Consider the following 17,056-nt stretch of genomic DNA (forward strand, 5'->3'; position numbering starts at 1 on the left):
CCCCCCCCCGCCCCCCCCCCCCCCCCCCCACCCCCCCCGGGCCCCTACAGCCCCCAGCGGGGCCGGGGGGGCCCGGCGGGGGGGGGGCGCGGGGGGGGCCCGGCCCCCCCGCGGGCACTAGTTCGCGACGAGGTGCTCGCCGAGCTCGCCGTGCGCGGCCACCAGGCGCACCGTGCCCTCGTGCAGGCGGTAGGACAGCCCGGCCACGGCGCAGCTGCCGTCGGCGACCTTCGCGGCCAGCACCGCCGAGCGCTCCACCAGGAACTCGGTGGTCTTGCGGATGTGCTCGTCGACGATGTCGTCGATCTCGGTGGTGCCCGCGGCGCGGGCGCTGAGCACGCTCGGGTAGACGCGCTCCACCACGTCGCGCACGAAACCGGTGGGCGAGTTCCCGTCGACGTAGGCCTGCGAGGCGGCGGTGACGGCGCCGCACGAGTCGTGGCCGAGCACCACGACGAGCGGGGCGCCGAGCACGCCGACGCCGTACTCGATGCTGCCGAGCGCCTCGGCGCCCGCGACGTGCCCCGCGGTGCGCACCACGAACAGGTCGCCGAGCCCGCGGTCGAAGATGATCTCGGCGGCGAGCCGGGAGTCGGAGCAGCCGAACATGACGGCGAACGGCGTCTGGCCGGGAGCCAGCGCGGCGCGGTGATCGGCGTCCTGGTTCGGGTGCAGCCGCTCCCCGCCGACGAAGCGGGCGTTGCCCTGGATCAGCAGATCGAGGGCCTGGGACGGGGAGTCCGGATCGTTGAAGGGCATGTGCAGCAAGCTACCCGAGGTCAGGCGGGCACCGCGGTGGGCGCGATCACGATCGGGCCGGACGTGGCGGCCGCGCGCGGTTGCGGAGCGCGACGGGCCTGCCGCCGTTCGGACCAGCACACGGCCCGCCCCTCCGGCCTGACCAGCACATCCGATCGCGGATCAGCAATGCGCCGAACGGGCGGATCCCGCCTGCCACGACGGGGTTCCACTCACCCAACGAAGTCAGCGCTGACCGGTTGACCTGCCACTACGACCCATGACACGGTCTGCATGAGATTCAGGTCACCCGTGGTCGGCGCGCACCGTCCTGCGCCGGCCCGATGCCGACGACGCCATCGCATTCCGGCGGAGCAGCGCTGTCCGCCGACGCCCCGCGGGAGGAACGAATCGTGCAGACCAAGGCCGCCCTTCTCCACGAACCGGGCCAGGACTGGGCCATCGACGAGATCGAGGTGGGTGATCCGGTCGCCGGGGAGGTGCAGTTGCGGCTCGCGGCGACCGGACTCTGCCACTCCGACGAGCACCTGCGCACCAACGCGATGCCGGTGCCGGTGTACCCGGTGCTCGGCGGGCACGAGGGCGCCGGGGTGGTCACGAAGGTCGGGGCCGGGGTCACCGGCCTGCGGGAGGGCGATCACGCGGTGCTCGGGTTCATCCCGGCCTGCGGGGTGTGCCGGCCGTGCTCGGCGGGCATGCAGAACCTCTGCGACCAGGGCGCCGGCCTGCTCACCGGGCAGGCCATCTCCGATGGCACCCACCGGGTGACGCACCAGGGGCGGCCGGTGGCGCCGATGTGCCTGCTGGGCACGTTCGCCCCGTACGTGACGGTCAACCAGTCCAGCGTCATCCGGATCGAGGACGACATCCCGCTGGAGACCGCGGCGCTGCTGGGCTGCGGCGTGTCCACCGGCTGGGGGTCGGCGACGGAGATCGGCGCCACGCGCCCCGGCGACACCGTGGTGATCGTCGGCGCGGGCGGCATCGGCATCAACGCCGTGCAGGGCGCCGCCGCCGCGGGCGCGCGGTTCGTCGTCGCGGTCGACCCGGTGGAGTTCAAGCGGCAGAAGGCCGTCGAGTTCGGCGCCACGCACACCTTCGCCTCGATGGCGGAGGCGCTGGAGCCGCTGCGGGACATCACCTGGGGCAGCCTCGCGCACACCACGATCCTCACCGTCGGCGAGCTGCAGGGCGATCAGCTGGCCGAGGCGCTGGCGATCACCGGCAAGGGCGGGCAGGTCGTGGTGACCGCGCTCGCCGACATGACCGCCACCGACGCGAAGATCGGCATGTTCGAGCTGACGCTGCTGCAGAAGCGCATCCAGGGCGCGATCTTCGGCGGCGCGAGCCCGCGGACCCAGGTGCCGCGGCTGCTGGAGCTGTACCGGCAGGGGCGGTTGAAGCTGGACGAGCTGGTGACGCGCACCTACTCGCTGGACGAGATCAACAAGGGCTACCAGGACATGCGGGAGGGCAAGAACCTGCGCGGCATCGTCCGCTACACCGACGCGGACTGGTGAGGCGCCGCACGGCGAACCGATGAGCCGCTGACACCGGGCCTGCCGCACCCGCGCGGCAGGCCCGTGCCGCGTCGCGGGCCGCTCCCGCTACTCCGGGTCGCCCGCCCACCGGTGCAGCGCTTCCGGCAGGCCGGGCGCCCCGGCGTCGTCCGCGGCCCAGACGACGATCCCGTCCGGACGCACCAGCGCGCCGGCGGGCGCACCGGGACCGTCCGGGACCGCGCGCACCCGCCCCGGCCAGCGTTCGGCGGCCCGCGCGAACTCGCGCCCCGGAGTGCGGTCGAGCAGCAGGAAACCGCCGTCGTGCCCGTGGTCGACCAGCCGGGTCCCGTCCGCCAGCGGCAGGTCCGGGGCGAACCGGCCGAGCAGCGGGTGCTCGCCCGGCAGCTCGACGTGCTGCGCGACGCCGGAGCTGCGCTCCACGGCCCAGGTCGCGCCGTCCGGGGTGCGCAGCAGCGCGGTGACGATCTCGCGGAGCGCGGCGGACTTCGGGTCGCCGCGCAGCATCCCGGTCTGCGCCCGCGTCCAGTCCAGCACCCGCGCGCCGAGCGGGCGGCGTTCCGCGTCGTAGCCGTCCAGCAGCCCGTCCGGCGCCCATCCGGCGACGACGGCGCCGAGCCGCCAGCCGAGGTTCATCGCGTCTCCGACGCCGAGGTTGAGCCCCTGCCCGCCGAACGGCGGGTGCACGTGCGCGGCGTCGCCCACCTCGGCATGTCGGACCCGACCCAGCAGGACACGGCGGGTGCACGTGCGCGGCGTCGCCCGCCACCAGGACCCGGCCGGAGCGGTAGGTCGCGGCCTGCCGGGCGTTGTCGGTCCAGCGGGTCGCCGGGCCGCGCAGCGCGGTCAGCGTGACCTCGGTGCCGGAGATCCGCCGCAGGCCGGCCTGCACGTCGGCGAGCTCGACCGGCGCGGTGCGGTCGGCGGGCCCGCCGTCGAACTCGGCGGTGATCAGCCGTCCGGGCTGCGGTCCGCAGCGGTACGCGCCCCGCTCCGACCAAGTCCACCCCTCGCCGAGCAGTTCCGGTTCGGCGATGTCGGCGACCGCCAGGTAGCCGGTGAGTTCGGGGTCGGTGCCGGGGAAGTCGATGGCCGCGAGGCGCCGGACCGCGCTGCGCCCGCCGTCGCACCCGACGACCCACCGGCCGCGGAACGGTCCGGCGGTGGTGCCGAGGAGCACGTCCTCGCCGGTGTCGTCGAGCTCGGTGACCTCGACCCCGCGCCGCACCGGCACGCCGAGCCGCGCCAGGTGGTCGGCCAGCAGGCCTTCCAGTTCGCGCTGCGGCACCAGCCAGGTGTCCGCGGCGGCGGCGTGCGCGGCGAGCTCGGGCCGCGTCCAGTCGACCAGGTCGGGTTCGAGGACGACGCCCGCGAAGTGCCCGGTGAACCGCGCGCCGCCGAGCACCGGGGCGCCGGCCCGCTCGCGCACCTCCCGCTGCACCTGCCGGGCGGCGGGGAGCAGGCCGCGGCGGTCGAGGGCTTCGGCGGTGGGCACGTTGATCGACGCCGCCTTCATCGACTCGTCCGGTTCGGTGCGCCGCTCCAGCACCAGCACCGCCGCCCCGGCGAGCGCCAGTTCCGCCGCGAGCACCAGCCCGACCGGTCCTGCTCCGACGACCACCACATCCGCATCCGCTCCAGTCACGAACACCGTTCTACGGGCGAACGCTGTTCGCGTCAAGCTAGGATGACCGGGTGAACCCGAGAGACCGGCGCGCGGCGCGCCACCAGCCCGGCGCCGCCGAAGCGGCACCCCGGCGCCGCGCGCTCCCGATCACCGTGGAGCAGGTGGTCGACACCGCCCTCGATCTCGTCGCCGCGGAGGGCTACGAGGCGCTGACCATGCGGCGGGTCGCCACCGCGCTCGACACCGGCCCCGCGTCGCTCTACGCCCACGTGGTCAACAAGGCAGACCTCGACGAGCTGCTCATCGGGCGGCTCTGCGGCGAGATCGCGCTCCCCGAACCCGATCCGGACGTGTGGCGGGACCAGCTGCACCACGTGTGCGCCCAGCTGCGCGACCAGTACCTGAAGTACCCGGGGATCTCCCGCGCCGCGCTCGCCGCCGCGCCCACCGACCGCCAGATCGCGCGGATCGGCGAAGGCCTGCTGGCGATCGCGCTCGCCGGCGGTGCCGCGCCCGGGGACGCCGCCTGGGCGGTCGACGCGCTGGTGCTGCACGTGGCGTCCTACTGCCTGGAGCTGGCGATCGCGCGGCGGAAGGCGGCCCACGAGGACGCGGCCTGGGTGCTGGACCGGGAGGAACTGCGGCGCAGGCTCACCGCGCTGCCCGCCGCCGAATTCCCGCACACCACCCGGCACGCGGCGGAGCTCACCGCCGGCACGGGGCACGAGCGGTTCGACTTCGCCGTGCGGCTGCTGATCGACGGCCTCGCACGGCGCTGAACGCGCTCCCCCGTCCGGTCGTCGAGGCCCGCCGCGATCGGCCCAGCGGCCGGGACCCGTTCCGCCGTCGCGGAGCGCGCTCGGGCATGATCCCGACCATGCCGATCTTCCTCGCGCCCGGCGTGCTCGCCGGTGCGCCGCCCGCGGTCGCGCAGGCCGCGCCGATCGATCCGATGCGCGTCGTGTTCGTGCTCGTGCTGGTGCTGCTGGGGATCGCCCTGGTGCTCGTGGTGCTGAGCAAGTGGCTGCGGTGGCGGCAGGGGTTCAGCGCGCCGCGCCAGCGCGAGCTGCTGTGGGCGGTCCCGGTCGCGCCGGACATCCAGCAGGCGGTGCGGGAACTGGTGCGCGCCGACGACCGGGTGCGGGCGGTGAAGGTGCTGCGCGAGGCGATCCCCGCGGTGTCGCTGCTGCAGGGCAAGCTGCTGGTGGACCGGCTCGCCGAGCACGAACACCCCACGAGCTACGCCGAGGTGGTGCGGGACCTGCGCGAGCGCGAACCGGAGCTCGCCCAGCGGTTGCGGCCGCTGATCGAGCACAAGGCGGAGATCGAAGTGGTGCGATTGCTGCGCGAGCGGCTGGGGCTGGACCTGCGCATCGCGGGCGAACTCGCCAAGTCCATGCAGGAGTGATCTCCCGCGGTGGTGCGGGAATCCGGCGCGAACCGGGTTCCCGCACCCCGCTCAGCCGGCGCTCACCTCGCGAGGATGGCGCGCAGCGCGTCCCGCAGCGCGGCCTCCGGGTCGGCGGGAAGCCGGTGCGCGCGCCAGCCGATGTGCTTGTCCGGCCGCACGAGCAGCACCCCGTCCTCGGCGACCTCCCGCAGCCGCGCCCAGTCGAAGTACAGGTCGGTGACCTCGCGCCCGGGCCCGATCACCACCGCCTCGACCGGCACGCCCAGCTCGTGCCCGACCTTGTCCGCGGCGTCCTTCCACGCCTGCCCGGTGATGCCGGTGAGCAGCGTGAAGCGGCCGGCGGGCGCGAGGTCGTGGGTGGAGTACCGGCGGGACCGGTCCCCGACCCACGCGTGCGGCAGCCGAGATCCGGGCACGGTCGAGGGCTGGTAGTACAGCTCCGGGTCGCGCTCCGGCTCGGGCCGGGCGGAACCGTCCGAGACCACGGCGCCGGATTCGTAGAACTGGCCCATCTCCACGCCGTGCGCGTTGAACTCGTAGTCCTTGACCTCCATCGCGCGCTGCAGGGCTTCGCGCTTGGCGGCGCCGTCCGGGGTGGCGTCCTTGCGCTGCTCCATGTTGGCGAGCAGCTGCTCCTCCGGACCGGGTTCGGCGATGTCGAGCGCTTCGAAGAACTGCGCGAACTCGCGGCCGGACTTGTTGGCGCGCAGCACGATCTGCTCGGCGACGGGGGCGCGCTCGGCGGTGTAGCTGTCCAGCAGCCGCTCCCCCGCCTGCCCGCGCAGCACGGCGGCGAGCTTCCAGGCGAGGTTGTAGGAGTCCTGCACGGAGGTGTTGGAGCCGAGCCCGTTGCTCGGCGGGTGCTTGTGCACCGAGTCCCCGGCGCAGAACACCCGGCCGGACTGCAACCGGGTCGCGTACTGCTCGTTGTTGCCCCACAACGAGGTTCCGGTGATCTCGACGTCCAGCTCGGGCAGCCCGAGCAGCTTGCGCACGATGGCGGTGGCGCCGGCGTCGTCGAGCACGGGCGGTTCGCCGCGCACGTCGTAGCCGCTGACGATCATCCACTGGTTCCAGGGCCGCACCATCCGCACCGCGCCGGTGCCGATGCCGCCGACGTTGGTGCCGGGCTGCACCACCCAGTACAGCACCGAGGGGCGGTGCGCGACGTGCTCGGCGAGGTCGGCGGTGAAGGTGATGTTCAGGGATCCGGCGATGTCGAGCTCGCCGCGCATCGGCAGCGCGACGTCGGCGGCGACCCGGGACCGCGCACCGTCGGCGCCGATCAGGTACTGGGCCCGGATGTCGTACTCCTGACCGGTGAACCGGTCGCGGACGCGCGCCGTGACCCCGTCGGCGTCCTGCCGCAGCGACAGGTACTCGGTGGCGAACCGGGTCTGGGTGCCGCGCTTGGTCGCGTTCTCGACGAGGATCGGTTCGAGGTAGTTCTGCGGGATGTCGCAGTTCCACGACGCGGAGGCGAGTTCGTAGTCGGCGTGCCGGGCGGGATGGGTGCCCCAGGTGCGGATGCGGCCGAGCTCCTCGCCCGCGATGGCGGTGCAGAAGACGGTGTCGCCCATCAGCTCGTGCGGTGTGGCCTCGGCGATCACCTGCTCCTCGATGCCGACATCGCGGAAGATCTCCATCGTGCGCTGGTTGGTGATGTGGGCGCGCGGGGTGTTCGCGGTCCACCGGTGCTTGGTCACCATCACGTTGTCCACCCCGAGGGTGGACAGGAACAGCGCCGCGGACGCGCCCGCGGGGCCGGATCCGATGATGAGCACCTCGGTCCGCACCGGGTCCGTCCGGGTGGCCGACTGCTGGTCGGGAACCGTCATCTGCTTCCTTCGCACTGGACGCGGGCACGCGCTCGGTCCGCCGGTACCTGCTCGCGGGCTGGCCGGCGACCCGAGTTCGCGGCTGATTACAGCCGCAGCCCGCCAGTCGATCAAGACTTCCGCGGCCGCGGGCGAGCTGGCATCCACTGTGGACTCGAAGCGGACATCTTTCGAGGAAGCAATTTCTGCACGAAGTGACCGCGCGGCCGCCGCTCCTGCGCGGCACCGGCCGACGACCGTGATCCTGAACACGGCGCACGACGAGGACCACCTTGACCGGTCTTCCGCGGCGCTGCTACACATGAATCAGGAACCCTGATTCATGTGAGGTGGCGGATGAGCGCAGCGGTGGACGACGAACAGCGGCCGGGCACCCCCGAACCCTGGGGCGACACCGTCCTGGTGGAGTTCGACGAAGGCATCGCCTGGGTGACGCTCAACCGGCCGGACAAGCGCAACGCGATGAACCCGGCGCTCAACGACGAGATGGTGCGGGTGCTCGACCACCTCGAAGGCGACGAGCGCTGCCGCGTGCTGGTGCTGACCGGCGCCGGGGAATCCTTCTCCGCCGGCATGGACCTCAAGGAGTACTTCCGCGAGGTCGACGCCACCGGTAGCACCGCCGTGCAGACCAAGGTCCGCCGCGCCAGCGCCGAATGGCAGTGGAAGCGGCTCGCGCACTGGATCAAGCCGACCATCGCGATGGTCAACGGCTGGTGCTTCGGCGGCGCCTTCACCCCGCTCGTCGCCTGCGACCTCGCCATCGCCGACGAGCGGGCGAAGTTCGGGCTTTCCGAGGTGAACTGGGGAATTCCGCCCGGCGGCGTCGTCAGCAGGGCGCTCGCGGCCACCGTCAGCCAGCGCGACGCGCTGTACCACATCCTCACCGGCGAACCCTTCGACGGCGCCGAGGCGGCGCGGATGCGGCTCGTCAACGAGGCGGTGCCCGCCGAACGCCTGCGGGAGCGGACGCGGGAGCTCGCGCTCAAGCTCGCCTCGATGAACCAGGTGGTGCTGCACGCCGCGAAGGTCGGCTACAAGGTCGCCGCGGACATGCCGTGGGACCAGGCCGAGGACTACCTCTACGCCAAGCTCGACCAGTCCCAGTTCGCCGACCAGGCCGGGGCGCGTGCGCAGGGGCTCAGCCAGTTCCTGGACGAGAAGGCCTACCGGCCGGGCCTGGGCGCCTTCGACTCGAACAGGTAGCACTCGCCCACCGCGGCGCGAGATCCTCCTCCCGCGCCCGGTGGGCGCTCGGCGAAAGGTGCACCGTTGCGAAACCAGGGGCTCGGGTCCTGGCCCGACCGGCGGGCCAGGATGACACCGCACCGGATCGCCCTGCGCCACGGCGACCGGACCACCACGTACGCCGAACTCGCCGAGCGGGTGCGGCGACTCGCGGACGGCCTGCGCCGCGCCGGCGTGCGCCAGGGCGACCGGGTCGCCTACCTGGGGCCGAACCACCCGGCGTACCTGGAGGTCCTGTTCGCCTGCGGACGGATCGGCGCGGTGTTCGTCCCGCTGAACTTCCGGCTCACCGCACCGGAACTGGACGTCGTCCTCGACGACGCGGGGGCGGTGCTGCTCGTGCACACCGCCGAGCACGCCGCCACCGCCGCCGCGCTCGGCACCCGCGCCCGCCGCGTTCTCGTCGACGCCGACGGGAACGTCGAGCACGCGGGCGGAGCCGACGTGGTCGACCAACCGGTGCGCCCGGACGACCCGTGCCTGATCATGTACACCTCCGGTTCCACCGGGCGCCCCAAGGGCGTGGTGCTCACGCACGGGAACCTCACCTGGAACTGCGTCAACGTGCTCGTGGAGACCGATCTGGCCGCCGACGAACGCGCGCTGGTCGCCGCTCCCCTGTTCCACGCCGCCGCGCTCGGCATGGTGTGCCTGCCGACGCTGCTCAAGGGCGGGACGGTGGTGCTGCACTCGTCCTTCGATCCGGCGGCGGCGCTGGCCGCGATCGAGCGCGAGCGGGTGACGTTGATGTTCGGGGTGCCCGCCATGTACGACGCGCTCGCCGCCCACGAGCGGTGGGACGCGACCGACCTGTCCGGGGTGCGGACGCTGCTGTGCGGCGGATCCCCGGTGCCCACCAGGACGATCGAGCGGTACCTGGCGCGGGGGCTGAGCTTCGTGCAGGGCTACGGCATGACCGAGACCGCGCCCGGCGCGCTGCTGCTGGACCGCGAGCACCTGACCACCAAGATCGGCTCGGCCGGGGTGCCGTCGTTCTTCACCGACGTGCGCGTGGTGGACGGCGACGGGACCGAGGCCGGGCCCGGCGAGCGCGGCGAGGTCGTGGTGAGCGGGCCGAACGTGATGCCCGGGTACTGGGGGCTGCCCGCCGAGACCGCTGCGGTGCTGCGCGACGGCTGGTTCCACTCCGGCGACGTGGCGACCGTGGACGAGGACGGCTGCGTGCGGATCGTGGACCGGCTCAAGGACGTGTACATCTCCGGCGGGGAGAACGTGCACCCGGCCGAGGTGGAGAACGAGATCCACGCCTTCCCGGGCGTCGCCGCCTGCGCGGTGATCGGCGTCCCGGACGAGCGGTGGGGCGAGGTGGGCCGCGCCGTGGTCGTGCCGGAGGAGGGCGCCTCGGTCGATCCGGCGGAGCTGCTGGCGCACCTGCGCGGGCGGCTCGCCGGGTACAAGGTGCCGCGGTCGGTGCGCTTCGCCGCCGAACTCCCCACCACCGGGTCCGGCAAGGTCCGCAAGGCGGAGGTCCGCGCCCGCCACGGCGGCTGAACCGCGCGGGCGGGCGGGCCGCACACCCCGGCGGAACGCCGGATCGCGATCGGAACGGGTGGGTCGGGGTCAGAACGGGTAGGTCGGGGCCTGGCGGCGGAGGGTGAGCCACTGGGTCTCGGTGAACGCCTCGGCGTTGGCGCGGGCGCCGCCGACGCGCGAGGAGCCGGACGCCCCGACCCCGCCGAAGGGCGCGCCCGCGTCGTCGTTGAACGTCTGGTCGTTGATGTGCACCTGGCCGGACGGGATGCGGCCCGCGATGGCCATCGCCTCCCCCAGATCGGCGCCGAGCACGCCGAGGCTGAGCCCGAACTCGCTGTCCGCGGCGAGCGCCACCGCCTCGTCCACGTCGGAGAACGGGCGGACGCAGGCGACCGGCCCGAACACCTCCTCCGCGTAGGCGGGGGTGTCGCCGGTGCAGTCGGCGAGGACCGTGGGCCGGTGGAACAGCCCCTCGTGCGTGCCGCCCGCGACCAGCCGGGCCCCGGATCCGGCGCTGCGCCGCACCAGGTCCTGGGCGTGGTCCAGCTGCCCGCGGTCGATGATCGGCCCGAGCTGCACGTCCTCCCGGTACCCGTCGCCGACCCGCAGCGCGTCGGCCTTCGCCGCGAGCACCTCGACGTACTCCTGGTAGACGGATTCGTGCACCAGGTGCCTGCCGATGGCCATGCACACCTGTCCGGAGTGGATGAAGTTCCCGAACGCGCCGCAGGAAGCCGCCGCGGGCACGTCGACGTCGCCGAGCACGACGAGCGCGCTGTTGCCGCCGAGCTCCAGGTGGGTTCGGGTGAAGGTCCGCGCGGCGCGCGCCCCGATCGCCCGGCCGGCCGGGGTGGACCCGGTGAACGACACGATCCGCACTTCGGGCGCGTCGATCAGGGCGCCGCCGACGTCCGCGTCGCCCGGCAGCAGCTGCAGCACGCCCGGCGGCAGCCCGGCCTCCTCGAAGATCCGCGCGATCACCACGCCGCCGCAGATCGCGGTGCGCGGGTCCGGCTTGAGCAGCACGGCGTTGCCGAGCGCCAGCGCGGGCGCGACGGAGCGGATGGACAGGATCAGCGGGAAGTTGAACGGGGAGATGACGGCGACGACGCCCGCGGGCACCCGGCGCTGCACGCTGACCCGCGGCATCGGCGAGTGCAGCAGTTCGCCGTGCGGCGCGGTGGCGAGGGCGCTGGCCTCGGTGCACTCGGCGGTGGCGGCGGCGGTCTCGATGCCGGATTTGAACCGGGTGGAGCCGGATTCGCGCACGATCCAGTCGCCGATCTCGGCGGCGTGCCGCTCGAACAGCGCGGCGGCGCGGGAGAGCACCGCGGCGCGGTCGAACGGGGAGGTGGCGGCCCAGTCGCGTTGCGCTCGGGCGGCGCGGCTGGCCGCTTCGGCGGCGTCCTCCGGCGCGGCCCGGCCGACTTCGCCGAGGACGTCGCCGGTCGCGGGTTCGACGGCCTGCCGCGGTTCTCCTCCGGTTCCGGTGGTCCAGCTACCGGTGAAGATCCGGCCGGTCCAGTCCGCGTCGTCCAGCAGTGCCATGGTCCGCTCCCGTCCGCTTCGTTGCTCAGGGCCCCTGATAATCGTACTAGTCGGCCCGCGGAATGAGGAGCGCTCGGCGCAACCTCCGGCACCCGACCGCGGCACACCTAGGCGCGGCGCACCTCGGACACCGCCGCCAGCGCGGTGATCCCGTGCTCCAAGCCCTCGCGGAACGTTTCGCGCTGCCCGGGACTGAGATCGGCGAGCAACTCGTCCTCCAGCTCCAGCACGGCCGGCGCGCACTCGGCCAGCAGCTCCGAGCCGGCTTCGGTGAGCGAGGCCAGCAGTACCCGCTTGTTGTGCACGTCCGGACCGCGCGTGATCAGGCCGCGCTTCTCCAGCGTCAGCACCATTTCGTGCATCGTCTGCGGCCGCAGGAACGAGCGGCGCGCCAGCTGCGCCGAGGACAGCGCGCCCCGGTTCTGCAGCACGGTCAGCGCGGTGTACTGCAGCGTGGTGAGCCCGAGCGGGCGCAGCACGTCGTCCAGCAGTGCCCGGATCACCAGTTCGAGGCGCTTGACCAGGTACAACGTCAACGGTGGACGGGGGATCGCGGCGTCGGCCCCGTCGGCCGCACCGGATCGCTCTGCTCGGCTGCTCACCCGCGTCATGATGTCACCTCCGCGGCGGTTCCGTCCGCGCCGCCCGCGCGATCGCGAACCCTGATATCGAATCAGCAATGCTGATCTCCATCGAGCAGGGCCCGCCCTAGTAAGTCTACTGTGGACTGATGTGGTCCCGCGTCTGCCGCGAGAACCATCCGCGGCGGCCGATCGGCGGAGCCGGTTCCGGCCGCTCGCGTCGCCGTCACTACTATGCGAGCCGCACCAGCTCCGCTCAGCACTCGACTCCCGGGGGTCCACTCGATGGTGAACGGCAAGGTCGTCCGGTTCGACGACGATCGCGGCTACGGCTTCCTCGCGCCCGACGACGGCGGCGAGGACGTCTTCGTGCACGCGAACGACATCCAGGACTCCAAGCAGCAGTTCCGGCCGGGCGCCCGCGTCGAGTTCGCCATCGAAGCGGGCGATCGCGGCCTGAAGGCCTCGCAGGTGCGGTTGCTCGAACCGGCGGCCGACGCGGAACCCCGCGCGCCGCGCCGCGAGCAGGAGGACGACGGGCTGTGCGACGTGCTGTCCGTGCCCGAGTTCCGCACCGAACTCACCGAGGCGCTGCTGGAAGCCGCCCCCACCCTCACCGCCGCGCAGATCGTCCAGGTGCGCCGCAAGGTGACCGACATCGCGCGCAGGCACAACTGGATCGAGGCCTGACCGGCGCTTGGCCAGCGGACGGGGCCTGCGGAGGGCGGCGCCGGTGCCCGGGCTCGCCCGCGGGTGGCCGTCCGGCCCGCTGCGCGCCGTCCCGCGCTCGGCGGCCCGTTCTTCCCAGCGCCGCCAACGAATTCGCGGGACACGCGCTGCGCTGACCGGGCCGTCCGTCCGAAAAGCGGAGGACGATACTGAGACCATGCCGCGACTCGACATCTCCGACGCCCGGATCGACCACCGGCTCGGCGGGAACCCGGACGGTCCCGCGCTGCTGCTCCTGCAGGGCCAGGCGAACTCGCAGCGGTGGTGGGACGAGGTGCGCACCGACTTCGAGGACACCTACCGGACGATCACCTTCGACTACCGGGGAACCGGGGATACCGCCGCACCCGATGCGGACTGGACGACCCGCTCGTTCGCCGCCGACGCCGCCGAGGTGCTGCGCGCCGCCGGGGTCGCCCGCGCGCACGTGTACGGCACGTCGATGGGCGGCCGGATCGCGCAGTGGCTCGCCATCGACCGGCCCGAGCTGGTGGACCGGCTGGTGCTCGGCTGCACCACGCCCGGCGGCGAGCACGCGGTCGAACGAGACCAGCAGGTGCGGCGCTCGCTGCTGAACCCGGACCCGGCGCAGCGGCGGCGCGCGCTGTTCGAGCTGATGTACACCGGCGCGTGGACGGGTTCCCCGGAGGACAGCACCGTGCTCGGCGACCCGACCATGACGGCCGCCGCCACGCGACGGCACCTGCGGATGAGCGCGCGGCACGACGCGTGGGACCGGCTCCCCGAGATCCAGGCGCCCACCCTCGTCCTGCACGGCGACGAGGACCTGCTGGCCCCGGTCGTCAACGCGGAACTGCTGGCGCAACGCATCCCGCACGCCGCGCTGCACGTGCTGCCCGGCGCCCGGCACGCCTACTTCGACGAGTTCCGCGCGGAGGCGTCCCGGTCGGTCCGCGACTTCCTCGCCGCGGCGGGTTCCTAGCGCACGCTGCGGAAGTTGTCGGCGGGCACCTCCAGGGACTCGCCCGATTCGAAGCGCACAACCACCCGGTCCGGCAGCCAGCCGACGTCGCGGACCCGCGGTTCCCGGCCCGCGCCGAGTTCGAGCAGCACCGGGTAGTAGTAGTCCGTGACGTGCGGCCCGAGGCGCAGTTCGTGCGCCACCCCGGTCGGGCGCACGACCCGCAGCAGCCGCAGGTCGCTGGAGTAGTGCTCGCCGCCGTACTCGTAGGTCATCCCGGAGTCCTGGGACCGCTCCTCGTGCAGGACCTCCGCCTGCAAGGAGATCGACGACGGTCCGATGAGGACCACCGCCAGCACCACCAGCAGCGCTCCGGCCAGGAGCACGACGAGGGCGGTGCGGAAGCTCTTGCGCAGCACGACGGGGACTCCTCCAGCGGACGGCGGGCCGCGCGGTTCCCGGCCCCTCGGCGGCTCAGCCTGCCGGAGCGGACCGGCCGCAGGCCTCGGCCGATCGGCCACCCGACCCCGGCCGAACGTTTACCGCTCCCGGCGCCGGGTCAGCCCTGGCGGTCCGCCCGGTAGCCGCCGCTGAACCGGACGTGTTCGATCATGATCCGCTCGGCGGTCGCGCCGTCCTGGGCCGCCAGCGCGTCGATGATCCGCCGGTGCGCGTCGAGGTGGCCGCGCGCGCGTTCCGGTTCCAGCCACAGCGAGGCGTTCGCCGGCACCGGGTAGCTGTTGCGGATGGCGCGGGCCTGCCTGCCGAGGAACGCCGGGCCGCCGATGTCGGTGATCAGCAGGTGGAACCGGCGGCTCTGCTCGCCCAGCAGCTCGTGGCCGCCCCGCTCGGCGTCCTCGACCATCGAGCGGTGGATCCGGCGGAGCTCGTCGAGCTGTTCGGCGGTGATCCGCTCGGCGGCGAGCTTGGCGCCGAGGCCTTCGACGACGGCCCGCACGTCGTAGAACTCCCGCAAGGCGTCGTCGCTGAGGTCGATCACCGTGGCGCCGTGGTGGCTCTCGTAGCTGATCAGGCGGTCCTTCTCCAGCCGCCGCAACGCCTCGCGCACCGGGGTGATCGAGACACCGAGGCGCTCGGCGATGGAGTTCGCCTTCAGCGGCGTGCCGCCCGGGATGCTGGCGTTGCGCAGTTCCCCCAGCAGCACGTCGTAGACGTAGTCCGCCTTGCTCATCGGTGGCCGGTTCACGGCCGGTTCCCCTGACTGCATCGCCATCCTTCGCTTCCGGCGAATCCGGCGTCCAGTCTCCCGCACCGGCCCGCGCCGCCCTAGGCCGACTACGACGGAGGTATTGACTTACAAGTTACATCTTATAAGTTGCATCCTCATGACGAGCCTTGCCGGATTACGCGTCATCGACGCCGCCACCCTGTTCGCCGGACCGTCCGCCGCGATGCTGCTGGCGGACTTCGGCGCCGACGTCATCAAGATCGAGCACCCGACCCGCGGTGACCCTGCGCGCGGCCACGGAGCTTCCGCCGACGGCGTCGGCCTCTGGTGGAAGACCCTGGCACGCGGCAAGCGGACCGCCGCCGTGAACCTCTCCACCCCCGAGGGCCAGCGGATCATCCGCGAGCTCTGCGCCGACGCCGACGTGCTCGTCGAGAACTTCCGGCCCGGAACCCTCGAACGGTGGGGGCTCTCCCCCGACGACCTCCGAGCGATCAACCCGCGGCTGGTGGTCGCCCGGATGACCGGGTTCGGCCAGCACGGCCCGATGTCGCGGCAGCCCGGCTTCGGCACGCTCGCCGAGGCGATGAGCGGGTTCGCCGCGTCCACCGGTGAACCGGACGGGCCACCGGTGCTGCCGCCGCTGGCGATGGCCGACGGCATCGCGGGGCTCGCCATGGCCTACGCGATCATGGTGGCGCTGCGGGCCAGGGACGAGACCGGGCACGGCCAGGTCATCGACATGGCCATCATCGAGCCGATCGTGAGCATCCTCGGCCCGCAGATGACCGCGTACAAGATGCTCGGCACCATCCCGCCGCGGACCGGCAACCGATCCAGCAGCAACGCTCCGCGCAACACCTACCGCACCCGCGACGGCCGCTGGGTCGCGGTCTCCACCAGCGCGCAGGCCATCGCCGAACGCGTCATGCACCTGGTCGGGCGGCCGGACCTGGCGGAACAACCGTGGTTCCAGCACGGACGCGGGCGGGTGGAGCACGTCGACGAGCTGGACTCGGCCGTCGCCACCTGGATCGCCGAACGGGACGCGGGCGAGGTGATCGACGCGTTCGAGCAGGCCCAAGCGGCGATCGCGCTCGTCTACGACGTCTCCGACATCGCGCAGGACCCGCAGTACGCGGCGCTGGAGACCTTCGTCGAGCTCGACGACGAGGAACTCGGCGCCACCACCGTGCAGAACGTCCTGTTCCGGCTGTCCGACACGCCCGGCGAAGTGCGCTGGCTCGGCCCACCGCTGGGCAAGCACACCGACGACGTGCTCGCCGAACTGTCCTACTCGCCCGAGCGGATCGCCGAGCTGCGGGAGAGCGGGGTCGTGGCATGACGCCGCCGGTGTGCTCCCTCTACGTACCCGGCGATCGTCCGGAGCGGTTCGGCAAGGCCGCGGCCAGCGGCGCCGACGTGGTGATCCTCGACCTGGAGGACGCGGTCGGCGCGGAGCACAAGGACGTCGCGCGCGAGCACGTCCGCGCGCACCTGGCCGAGCGCAGGCCGGGTCCGGAGCTGCACGTGCGGATCAACGATCCCGCCACGGAACGCGGTCGCGCGGACCTCGCCGCGCTCGCCGAGTGCCCGGGCCTGGACGCGGTGCGGGTCCCGAAGATCCACGGCGCCCGGGACCTCGCCGTCGTCGACGAGGCCTTCGGCACCCGGCCGACACCGGTGCAGGCGCTGCTGGAATCCGCGCGCGGCCTCGCCGACGCGGCGGCGATCTGCGCGCACCCCAGGGTCGCCGGGGTCGGGCTGGGCGAGCAGGACCTCGCGGCGGAGCTGTCCATCACCGACGAACGCGCCTTCGACCACCTCCGGCTCCAGCTGGTGCTGGCCGCCGCGGCGGCCGGCCTGCCCCCGGTGGCGATGTCGGTGCACGCGGACGTCCACGACGAGGCGGGTCTGCGGGCGTCCTGCGCGCACGGCAGATCCCTCGGCATGTTCGGGCGTGCCGCCATCCACCCCCGGCAGGTCCCCGTCATCCGGGACGCGTTCCGGCCGACGCCCGAGGAGGTCGCCCGCGCCGGTGAGGTCGTCGCGGCGGCCGAGCACCACGGCGGCGAGGGCGCGCTGGCGCTGCCCGACGGCCGGTTCGTCGACGCGCCCGTCATCGCCAAGGCCCGCAGCGTTCTCGCGCTGGCGGACCGGCTCGGCGAACGCGGCTGAGAAGCCGGAGCC

General features: G+C 73.4%; 16 protein-coding genes and 1 pseudogene. 9 read left to right on the forward strand and 8 right to left on the reverse strand.

The annotated features are described in order from the left end of the window. Nucleotides 1-117: 117 nt before the first annotated feature. Nucleotides 118-759 carry a carbonic anhydrase gene (locus tag LCD33_RS06415; RefSeq protein ID WP_224955538.1) on the reverse strand — a complete coding sequence of 214 codons (642 nt, stop codon included), beginning with the start codon at nucleotides 757-759 and terminating at the stop codon, nucleotides 118-120. 392 nt (nucleotides 760-1,151) lie between these two features. Between LCD33_RS06415 and LCD33_RS06420 the strand changes: the two genes are divergently transcribed. Continuing rightward, nucleotides 1,152-2,279 carry an NDMA-dependent alcohol dehydrogenase gene (locus tag LCD33_RS06420; protein ID WP_224977617.1) on the forward strand — a complete coding sequence of 376 codons (1,128 nt, stop codon included), beginning with the start codon at nucleotides 1,152-1,154 and terminating at the stop codon, nucleotides 2,277-2,279. A gap of 87 nt (nucleotides 2,280-2,366) precedes the next feature. Here LCD33_RS06420 and LCD33_RS29175 read toward each other — a convergent pair whose 3' ends face one another. Both LCD33_RS29175 and LCD33_RS29180 read right to left on the reverse strand, forming a co-directional pair. Next, nucleotides 2,367-2,984, reverse strand: a complete 618-nt coding sequence (locus tag LCD33_RS29175; protein ID WP_308011232.1) for an FAD-dependent monooxygenase — start codon at nucleotides 2,982-2,984, stop codon at nucleotides 2,367-2,369. Between the two features lie 88 nt (nucleotides 2,985-3,072). Next, nucleotides 3,073-4,032: pseudogene (locus LCD33_RS29180) on the reverse strand (FAD-dependent monooxygenase); the annotation flags it as partial. On the opposite strand from LCD33_RS29180, the gene LCD33_RS06430 reads away from it, so the two are divergent. After that, nucleotides 3,975-4,685 carry a TetR/AcrR family transcriptional regulator gene (locus tag LCD33_RS06430; RefSeq protein ID WP_224966041.1) on the forward strand — a complete coding sequence of 237 codons (711 nt, stop codon included), beginning with the start codon at nucleotides 3,975-3,977 and terminating at the stop codon, nucleotides 4,683-4,685. The pseudogene LCD33_RS29180 and the gene LCD33_RS06430 overlap by 58 nt on opposite strands. Before the next feature lie 98 nt (nucleotides 4,686-4,783). After that, a complete protein-coding gene (locus LCD33_RS06435; RefSeq protein WP_224955534.1) occupies nucleotides 4,784-5,314 on the forward strand; it encodes a hypothetical protein in 531 nt (176 codons plus the stop codon). Nucleotides 5,315-5,376: 62 nt separating this feature from the next. Here the strand turns inward: LCD33_RS06435 and LCD33_RS06440 are convergent, their stop codons facing one another. Further along, complete coding sequence (locus LCD33_RS06440; RefSeq protein WP_224955533.1) at nucleotides 5,377-7,155, reverse strand: FAD-dependent monooxygenase; 1,779 nt, start codon at nucleotides 7,153-7,155, stop codon at nucleotides 5,377-5,379. A gap of 336 nt (nucleotides 7,156-7,491) precedes the next feature. On the opposite strand from LCD33_RS06440, the gene LCD33_RS06445 reads away from it, so the two are divergent. Next, a complete protein-coding gene (locus tag LCD33_RS06445; RefSeq protein WP_224955532.1) occupies nucleotides 7,492-8,361 on the forward strand; it encodes a p-hydroxycinnamoyl CoA hydratase/lyase in 870 nt (289 codons plus the stop codon). Nucleotides 8,362-8,427: 66 nt separating this feature from the next. Beyond that, nucleotides 8,428-9,915: a long-chain fatty acid--CoA ligase gene (locus tag LCD33_RS06450; RefSeq protein WP_224955531.1), complete on the forward strand. Its 1,488-nt coding sequence runs from the start codon at nucleotides 8,428-8,430 to the stop codon at nucleotides 9,913-9,915. 69 nt (nucleotides 9,916-9,984) lie between these two features. Here LCD33_RS06450 and LCD33_RS06455 read toward each other — a convergent pair whose 3' ends face one another. After that, on the reverse strand, nucleotides 9,985-11,445 hold the full coding sequence (locus LCD33_RS06455) for an aldehyde dehydrogenase family protein (protein ID WP_224955530.1): 1,461 nt from the start codon (nucleotides 11,443-11,445) through the stop codon (nucleotides 9,985-9,987). A gap of 107 nt (nucleotides 11,446-11,552) precedes the next feature. Beyond that, nucleotides 11,553-11,996: a MarR family winged helix-turn-helix transcriptional regulator gene (locus tag LCD33_RS06460; protein ID WP_224955629.1), complete on the reverse strand. Its 444-nt coding sequence runs from the start codon at nucleotides 11,994-11,996 to the stop codon at nucleotides 11,553-11,555. Nucleotides 11,997-12,311: 315 nt separating this feature from the next. On the opposite strand from LCD33_RS06460, the gene LCD33_RS06465 reads away from it, so the two are divergent. Both LCD33_RS06465 and LCD33_RS06470 read left to right on the forward strand, forming a co-directional pair. Continuing rightward, complete coding sequence (locus LCD33_RS06465) at nucleotides 12,312-12,716, forward strand: cold-shock protein (protein WP_224955529.1); 405 nt, start codon at nucleotides 12,312-12,314, stop codon at nucleotides 12,714-12,716. 196 nt (nucleotides 12,717-12,912) lie between these two features. Beyond that, complete coding sequence (locus LCD33_RS06470) at nucleotides 12,913-13,698, forward strand: alpha/beta fold hydrolase (protein ID WP_224955528.1); 786 nt, start codon at nucleotides 12,913-12,915, stop codon at nucleotides 13,696-13,698. On the opposite strand, the gene LCD33_RS06475 is transcribed toward LCD33_RS06470, so the two are convergent. Together LCD33_RS06475 and LCD33_RS06480 are read right to left on the reverse strand one after the other, a co-directional pair. Continuing rightward, nucleotides 13,695-14,096 carry a hypothetical protein gene (locus LCD33_RS06475; protein WP_224955527.1) on the reverse strand — a complete coding sequence of 134 codons (402 nt, stop codon included), beginning with the start codon at nucleotides 14,094-14,096 and terminating at the stop codon, nucleotides 13,695-13,697. The genes LCD33_RS06470 and LCD33_RS06475 overlap by 4 nt on opposite strands. A 140-nt stretch (nucleotides 14,097-14,236) precedes the next feature. Beyond that, on the reverse strand, nucleotides 14,237-14,905 hold the full coding sequence (locus tag LCD33_RS06480) for a GntR family transcriptional regulator (RefSeq protein WP_224955526.1): 669 nt from the start codon (nucleotides 14,903-14,905) through the stop codon (nucleotides 14,237-14,239). A 118-nt stretch (nucleotides 14,906-15,023) separates the two neighbouring features. On the opposite strand from LCD33_RS06480, the gene LCD33_RS06485 reads away from it, so the two are divergent. Continuing rightward, complete coding sequence (locus LCD33_RS06485) at nucleotides 15,024-16,211, forward strand: CaiB/BaiF CoA-transferase family protein (RefSeq protein WP_224955628.1); 1,188 nt, start codon at nucleotides 15,024-15,026, stop codon at nucleotides 16,209-16,211. Further along, a complete protein-coding gene (locus LCD33_RS06490; RefSeq protein ID WP_224955525.1) occupies nucleotides 16,208-17,044 on the forward strand; it encodes a CoA ester lyase in 837 nt (278 codons plus the stop codon). Before LCD33_RS06485 ends, LCD33_RS06490 begins: the two co-directional genes overlap by 4 nt. The last annotated feature ends 12 nt before the right edge of the window (nucleotides 17,045-17,056 follow it).

Origin of the sequence: Saccharopolyspora sp. 7B, from assembly GCF_020177435.1 — a bacterium.
Classification (GTDB): domain Bacteria; phylum Actinomycetota; class Actinomycetes; order Mycobacteriales; family Pseudonocardiaceae; genus Saccharopolyspora_C; species Saccharopolyspora_C gregorii.